General features: G+C 54.0%; 6 protein-coding genes. All 6 read right to left on the reverse strand.

Translation table 11 applies throughout. From position 1 onward, the window contains the following. Nucleotides 1–448 precede the first annotated feature (448 nt). Nucleotides 449–2299, reverse strand: coding sequence for a hypothetical protein (locus tag B1748_RS32495; RefSeq protein ID WP_087572126.1), 1851 nt, complete (start codon nt 2297–2299; stop codon nt 449–451). Between the two features lie 62 nt (nt 2300–2361). Beyond that, nucleotides 2362–3297 carry an ABC transporter permease gene (locus tag B1748_RS32500; RefSeq protein ID WP_087572127.1) on the reverse strand — a complete coding sequence of 312 codons (936 nt, stop codon included), beginning with the start codon at nt 3295–3297 and terminating at the stop codon, nt 2362–2364. Continuing rightward, complete coding sequence (locus B1748_RS32505; RefSeq protein WP_087572132.1) at nt 3290–4222, reverse strand: ABC transporter ATP-binding protein; 933 nt, start codon at nt 4220–4222, stop codon at nt 3290–3292. Before B1748_RS32505 ends, B1748_RS32500 begins: the two co-directional genes overlap by 8 nt. Nucleotides 4223–4302: 80 nt before the next feature. After that, nucleotides 4303–6690, reverse strand: coding sequence for a hypothetical protein (locus tag B1748_RS32510; RefSeq protein ID WP_087572128.1), 2388 nt, complete (start codon nt 6688–6690; stop codon nt 4303–4305). 305 nt (nt 6691–6995) lie between these two features. Then, entirely contained in the window at nt 6996–7382 is a 387-nt protein-coding gene (locus B1748_RS32515) for a DUF3889 domain-containing protein (protein ID WP_087572129.1), read from the reverse strand. Nucleotides 7383–7609: 227 nt separating this feature from the next. Further along, nucleotides 7610–7833, reverse strand: a 224-nt coding sequence (locus B1748_RS37285; RefSeq protein WP_218781682.1) for a hypothetical protein, incomplete at its 5' end; no start/stop codon positions are given.

The following is a 7833-nucleotide window of genomic DNA, read 5'->3' on the forward strand; positions in this document are numbered from 1 at the left end:
TGCCGCAACTCCAACATGATAATGGCAGGGGTTTAATGACGATTCAACATGGTGGCGCCAGGCACTGTGTGACGAGTGATTGTATATGAAAAATCATACACAATAGTGCTCGGAAGCTACTTGTTGAGCAATCGTGTATGAAATTTCATACACATCTTTGTCGATTCCCCTTGCGCGACAAGTTTGTGTATGAAATATCATATACATTCGGGGTGCCTGGTACTTTGACGAGTGATTGAGTATGAAATATCATACACAATTATGTTCGGAAGCTACTGGTTGAACAAATGTGTATGAATTTTCATACACATCTTTGTCGATTCCTCTTGTGCGACACGTTTGTGTTTGAAATATCAATTTCGTCGTGCAGTCAGGTCCTTCTGTTACGTACTACATGAATACGCCGACCCGGGAGAGCCGGCGCGCAACACATGGAATCACGGAATCGTTAGTCCGGTTGTATTTGATCAAAATATTGTTTGACTTTATCCTGCATACTGGCAGGCAGTTGAGTTCGTCCCAGTGTCCACTTCGCTTCAGCGGCGTATTCGCCGTACACTTCGTTGTATGGACGAGTGGTACCGTCGATCATCGGAGATTGTCCGCCATTCTGTGTGGTTCCACCGGTCGATGGACCAAAGTCGTTCTCAATCTGGCCATCACCCTGCATACTTCTGGGCGTTGTCACCAATTCCCGACCGCCGACTCCTGATCCGGCACCAGAGCCTTGACCTGCTCCGCTGCCGGAGCCTTGACCTGCTCCGCTGCCATTGCCTTGTCCCGCTCCGCTGCCGGATCCTTGGCCCGCTCCGCTGCCAGAGCCTTGGCCTGCTCCGCTGCCGGAGCTTTGGCCCGCTCCGCTGCCAGAACCTTGGCCCGCTCCACTGCCGGAACCTTGGCCTGCTCCGCTGCCAGAGCCTTGGCCCGCTCCACTGCCAGGGCTTGCCCCGCTGCTGCCAGTGCTTGCCCCGCTGCCGCTGCCAGGGCTTGCCCCGCTGCCGCTGCCGGGGCTTGCCCCGTTGCTGCCAGGGCTTGCCCCGTCGCCGCTGCCCGCTTGGCCAGCTGCCCAAGACGGCGGCACAGCGCCGCCTTGAGCGGCCAGCGACTCCGCCAGCTGGCGGCCGCTTTGCCCGAGCTGGCCCGCAGCCGCCCGGGCCAGCTCCTCCAGCTCGCCCTGCGTCAGCCCGCGGGCGAGCGCTTGCTCCAGGGCGGCGAGGCCATCGCCGCCCTCCTCGCCACCGGCGGGCTCACCCTCGGCCGCCGAAGCTTCTCCGGCGTCGCGCACCTGCCGCGCCGCCTCATCCAGCGCCGCCGCGAGCTCGCCGGCGGCGCCTTCTTGCGGCTGCTGCCCGGCCAGCCGCTCCAGTGCTTCCGCCAGCGCTTCGCGCTCCGCTGGCGACAGCTCCCGCAGACGCGAGCGAAGCTCGTCGATCGCGTCTGCGAGCGCTTCGGCGGCGCGGGCTTGCATCGCCTCGCCGATCTTTTTAAGCTCGCGCTGCTCCGTCATCGCGTCCGCTACAGCCTGCAGCCGCTGAGCGGCAGCCTGCGCTTCCTTTGCCGCGAGCTCCAGCTCCTTCATTGCCGCTTCAAGCTCCTTAAGCGCCTTCGCGGAGTCGACGCCCGGCTCTTTGAGCTCCTTGCGCAGCTCGTCGAGCGGTTTCAGAAGCTTGTCCTTCTCCTCGTCAGGCAGCTCAAGCTCCTCAAGCTTTTTCTCGAGCTCCTCGCGTTCCTTTTCCATCTGACGGATCGCCTCTCTGGATTCCGCCAACGCTTCCGCCCTGTCATCCAACGGATTAGGCAACAGCAGAAGCAGAACGATCATCAACCATGCAGCCAACGCCCCAAATACGAGGGGGCGCCACCGTTTCCAGACTGGCCATGGCAAAGTTCGTCTCAAATCCGACGTATAACGTCTGGCGGCTTCTTCTGCCTCCTCGCGCTGCAATCGCACGATAATCTCATTAGCGGAACGAACGGAACCAGGCTCCTTCGGCATTAAACCTTCCAGGGCCGTCGAGATGGCATCTTGCGGTTCGCCCCGATCCATCTGCCTGGCCGCGTCACGTACGCTTGCGCGCCGCCAGATCCCTAATCCGATGCCAACGACCAAGCCTGCGCCTACAACGATCAGTAGCATCTGCCGCGAATGCAGCAAAGGCCAAATCCGGCTGGCCGCAAGTATAATCGCGCCCGCCAAGCTCCCCCCGAGCAAGCCGTACAACCCCATCCGGGTCAGTGCGAATAAGGTCAGGCGCTTTTTCACTTTGCTTAGGTCATGCAGCAATGGATCCTTATTCATCCTGAACCTCCCCCTAAAAAGTCATGTTTCTCCTGTTTTCTCGTTCCTTCCTTCGCCCCGGCTTACTTACGTCCGGTTCTCCCCCTCAGCCGAGGGCGCAAATGACGGATTGCCATCCAATTCGCGAAGATTGCTAGTACGCCGAATACAATCATAAATTCTTGCCACAAAGCCATCGGCGCGCCTTTCGGCTGCGTGTTCCCGCTCCAGCGGTTGACCATAAACGCCTGATCGGAAATGGAAGGGTCAAGAATGCTGTACAAGGCGCCTACAGGATTCAGCGCGATAATATGGCCGACCCATGAATAGGAGGTAGTAGCCGAGATCGTTCCCGCTGCGCGAGCCTGATCCATGACGCTTTGCATGACGAAGAACAAAATAGCTGTTCCCGCGAACATAAACAACGTCACTCCATAGGTGGAGATTACCGATATCATCGTACGTTTTAACAGGGTCGAGAACAAAATGCCGAACGAACCCAGCACAATCATCATAAACAAGTAGAAAACAAATACGAGCACAAGCTGCTTCGGCGAAACACCGCCATAGAGAAACATCATGCTGTAAACGGGTACCGTGGCGAACACGATGAGAATCATAAAGCTTAAGGATGACACCAGCTTGCTGAGTACGATCGTCGCGGAGCTTTGCTGCGTCGTAAGCAGCAAATTCAGCGTCTGCTTCTCCCTCTCGCCGCTAATGACGCCTGCCGTCAGACCTGGCGCCATAAAGGCAATCAAACCAAGCTGCGCCATGCTCAGAAAATAGAACAAAACCTTGCTTTGCTCGGGATTGAAGGCCGCGCCTCTGCCCGACATTCCTTGCGTCAAGTAGATGGCGCTCAGCGACATAAGTCCGAGAGCGAATAAGTAGAAAAACAGCGTCCACATGGCACGCGGCGTGCGCATGCGAAGCCGGAACTCTTTGTCGAGCACCGGGTTGATCAGCTTCGAACGCCAATTGAATTTGTTTCTTCCGGCAGCGGCATGTTCATTCATCGGCGGCTCCCCCTCTCGTAATTTCCAGGAACACGTCCTCAAGATTCGTCTGCGCCTCGCTAAAGGATACGATACGGAAGCCCTGCCCCATCAGTCCGGACAACAGCTCCGCCTGATCGGAGTCATCGCCGCCGTAATGGATTCCAATGCCGCGATCGTCGCGCAGCAGTTTATTGACGAATGGCTGCTCTTCCAAGTATGATTCGGCTTCCTCCAGACGGTCAAGCAATCGGATATGCAGAATTCGTTTAACGCGCAGCCGGCTCTGAATATCGGCTACATTGCCTACCGCAACCATTTGACCGTGCTCGATGACACCGATTTCGTCTACCATCTCCGCCAGCTCGGGCAGAATATGAGAGGAAATAATAATCGTTTTGCCCATCAACTTCAGTTCCTTCAATATTTCCCTCATCTCGATCCGGGCGCGGGGATCTAGGCCGGATGCGGGTTCATCGAGAATAAGCAGATCCGGATCATGTACGAGACATCTGGCGAGGCACAGTCTTTGTTTCATCCCTCTGGACAAGCTGTCCACGTAAGCATCCCGTTTGTCCGTCAGGTTTACAAGCTCCAGCAACTGCGGGATGAGCGCCTCGCGCTCCGCCTTCGGAATGCCATAGCTCGCTCCATAGAAATGCAAGTATTCAACAGCTTTAAACTGGTCGTACACGCCAAAAAAGTCCGGCATATAACCGATTCGCTTGCGAACCTCGTGCGGATGTTTGGTGACGTCGAAGCCGTCTACTTTAGCCACGCCTGCTGAGGGCGCCAGCAGCGTCGCGAGGATGGACATCGTTGTCGATTTGCCCGCGCCGTTGGGACCGACGAATCCGAATACGGTTCCTCTACCGATCGTGAGATCAATGCCTTTCAACGCATGGAAGTTGCCGAAGGACCTCGCTAGCCCGCGTATTTCGATCATCGGAGTTGCAGCGGCTTCCACAGCCGTATTGGCTCCGCTCTCTGCTTCGTTCTCGTATACAAAAGTTGCCTTTTCTTCGCTCATGGCTGCAAAACCTCTCCTTCCAACGTCAGCTGCGGCATCCAGATCATGCCTTCCGATGTACTGACCATCTTGAGACGTATAGATTGCGCGGGAGTCAGGTAAGCAGCCGGCGCTTCCAGGCTGCCGCCAAGCTCGACCCATTGACCAGTCGATTCCTGCCAGATGCTCCACACCGCGTTTGGATTGCTGTTTCCATTTACGAAATTAATATCCAGTTTGTCGTAGGCGACTCCATATCCGTTAGGCAACAAATATTCCATCTCCATCTCTCCCGCGCTGATTTGCATCGTTCCATCGCCATATGAGCTGTAGCTTTGAATCGTATTCGAGGTCATAATGGGCGACATGGCTCCTGCGGGGACGTGCACCCGCCCGCCAGTCTGGATAACGGGCTCCAGTTCCTTGATCCACATACGTAAATTATCGGATTGAACTTTGGCGCCGTCGACCAAGTATTGGCTCGCATGGTCTTCGCTGAAACCTACGATAACGGGTTGTTGTGCCTGCAGCACTCCGTTATTAAATCGATTGAAGTACATGTCAAGCAGCTCGCGTTGTCTGCGATGCTCATCGACTTGCCTGTTATTCATTGGATGCGGGAACACGCTTCCGCCGTAATAATAGTAGCCTTGAGCGGGTATGGACGGCAGTACGGCTTCGCCGCTTTCCCCTTTCTTAAGATCGCCAATCGACGTTGAAGATCCTTGCGCAAGCAGATAGACGTCGGTCAAATCAACCGTCGTATTGTTGGTGACGATGGCTTTGGAAGTACCGTTGTCAACCTTATAGCTCACATCCAGAGTACCTGTCTCTTCTGCAGCGGCTGCTTGCCGATCTGTCCAAAGCTTGCGAGTGGACCAGTACGGAACGCCCTTCCAGACGGCCTTTGTCTCCGCGTTGCCACTCCACAATTGATAATGCCCGTTCGAATTGAGGCCGTTTCTCATTCCGTTATCGCCATAGAAACGAATAGGTTTTGCTTCGTCGAACAACGCCGTAACGGTGCCGCCGGCCGGAGTAAAGATGCCTGTGCCTCCCGATATGACGGCATGCCCGTCACCGGATATTTCTACGATCTCCACCGTATGCGACATAACGGACCGCTTATCGCCGGAGCCGATGAAGAATACCGTGACCCCCATGACGATCGATAATACCGGGATGAGCCACCATGCCCATTCTCTGCGATCGGCTTTCGCGAGCACGATATACAACATAGGCGCAATTACTAATATATAAATACCTAACATAGCAATAAGCAGCAGCAGCTCGGGTTGTTTAATGGATGGGAACAAATCGAGAATATTGTTTAGCTGCCAATATTGATTCAAATATCCGCCAGATCCCATTGCCGCATTCACAGATGTCGGCATTAAGGTGTCGCTAAGTAGCTTGGCCCACAACAATGAGCTTCCCGCCCACGAAGCCATCGGCTCCAGGGAAGGATCAAATGCCGCGTATACGATTTGTCCGAAGCCTTGTTCGGCGGACACAGCGAGCGGTACCTCGCCTTCAACAACGATAGCCGTGCCGCGGACGGCTTTGCCGTTTGATACCGTAAGACCATTCGGCAGCGCCAGACTCTCCCCGCCAGCCGACTCCAGAGCCAGGGCGCTTGTTAATTGCGAAGTGCCCCCCGCTACCACAGGCGCCAGCTCGGCAAATGCTCTTGACGTTTGTTCATAGCCGGCGCCGCCGGAGAGGACTAACGTTCCTCCTCTAATGACCCAATCCCGAATCGCCTGGACCCGGCTCTCGCTCCAGTCTCCCGTGGGGATATCGTTGATAACGATAACGTCCAGCGAATCCAGCAGCTCCGTTTCGTCCGGCAAGTCTTCGGGTTTAAGCGGATAAACGGCGATATCGTACCCTTTCTGATTCAACTGTGGCATAAAATTAAAGGTATCCGGATCTCGCGATACAACTCCGATCATGTAGCTTAGCGAATTTCGGGAATCAAGATATCCTCTCTCGCCAAGCTGTTTCCCCGTGCCTTTGTCATTGTAGCCACCCTCGTAGAAGGCGATTCGGTTGCTGTCTTTGTTCAAAATGACGCCCGGCACGCCTACAGTCACTTGCACCGGCGATCCCGGCGGAAGTTCCAGCGGAACGACGGAATTCGTCGTGACATTATCTCCGTTAATGTAGGATAATACGAGATCGCCTTTCAACGTATCTTCCGTATCGTTCGTCAAGATTAGTCTGGCCGGATACCAGCGTCCGTCCTTGTAGCTGCCTTGATAGCCGATCGTTGACTGAAGACTAATCCCGGATCCTTCGCCATCCGCATGGACTGCGAGCGCCGGCCAAGCCAGCAGGAATACAATTAGGGCCAACGCTGCTCTCGCAAAAAATGGCTGTCGATATGTACGTTCTCCTCTCACGCCTCTTCCCCTTTTCTTTCAACATTCAATTAAAAGTATGCCTTGCCTCTTTCTATTGTAACGGTTTTTAACGCCATAAAGTTGCTATTTCTTCCAAATATGAAAGATGGCATAAGGCGCAGCTTACAGAGGTTTTTCAAAAAAAGTCCGGTTCTCATTGCAAAGTATTCCTCCTGATGCTTAATCCATATCGAATTCGGTACTGAAAACGTAGGTTACGATTGTAAAAATAAAAAAACAGCGTATTCATTCAACGCTTCAGGAATAGCTTATCCTGGCTTTTGAATAGACCGCTGTTTCTGTCTTTAATGTCCTAGCTCTTCGAATTTTACGCCGCGTGAAGTATCCGTCGCGACTTCTACCGATACGGTAACCCGGACGCCGAATTCCCGACCGCTCTGATTGAGCCATAGCCGGAATTTTTCTTCGGCTATCCCCTCCCCAAGCTGACTTCGCCCTTCGTATTTGTAGTCGACGATGGCGGCTCCGTTATACGCCTTTGCCGTTTCTTGCACGGCGAGCCTCCCCCACTTCGCATAAGCGGGCGCAGCTGCCTGCACAATAGACGTGTGTTCCTTACCGGATGAGGAAGTATGCAGCAATAGTGGATCGTGGTGCAATGCCGAAACGGATTCGCCTTGAGCGAGACTCATGAGGAGAAGAATGGTTTTCACCACCACATTCCGAAGCACTGTGTTTCACCCCGCCTTCTGCCCGCTTCTTGCGGGCAGTTGTCAGCTTACCCCTTTCTGCGGAAATTTATGCGCAGAACTCCCATTTCCAAACGATTCAATGTATTTTGCATAAACGATCTTCGCGCCATCCATCACCAAATGGACGCTGCCCTCTAACCAGAAGCGGACGTTTGCAAAGTGAGCACAGGCTTAGTGTCTGTAGAGCAATGGGCATCAATAGGACATTATATGGAGGGAGAGACGTTTAACGCGGGATAGTCGACATCGGTACGATGATTGTGAGTGCATTGTGAATGCTGCCACTCAATAAGAATAGAAGATGTTAAAGGAAAATCACCCTCTAATTTTGCTTTTAAACCAGATTTTCCGACTTTAAGGGGATTAACGCCCTCAATTCTCGATCCAATTGGCATTTCCCGATGAAGTAAAATAGTTTGTGTACCAACAT

The sequence above is a fragment of the Paenibacillus sp. MY03 genome, assembly GCF_002165585.1.
Classification (GTDB): Bacteria; Bacillota; Bacilli; order Paenibacillales; family Paenibacillaceae; genus Pristimantibacillus; species Pristimantibacillus agaridevorans.

Excerpts from the sequence above, each read along its gene's own strand:
- B1748_RS32495 (WP_087572126.1), bottom strand. The coding sequence starts at position 2,299 with ATGAATAAGGATCCATTGCTGCATGACCTAAGCAAAGTGAAAAAGCGC.
- B1748_RS32505 (WP_087572132.1), bottom strand. The coding sequence starts at position 4,222 with ATGATCGAAATACGCGGGCTAGCGAGGTCCTTCGGCAACTTCCATGCG.
- B1748_RS32500 (WP_087572127.1), bottom strand. The coding sequence starts at position 3,297 with ATGAATGAACATGCCGCTGCCGGAAGAAACAAATTCAATTGGCGTTCG.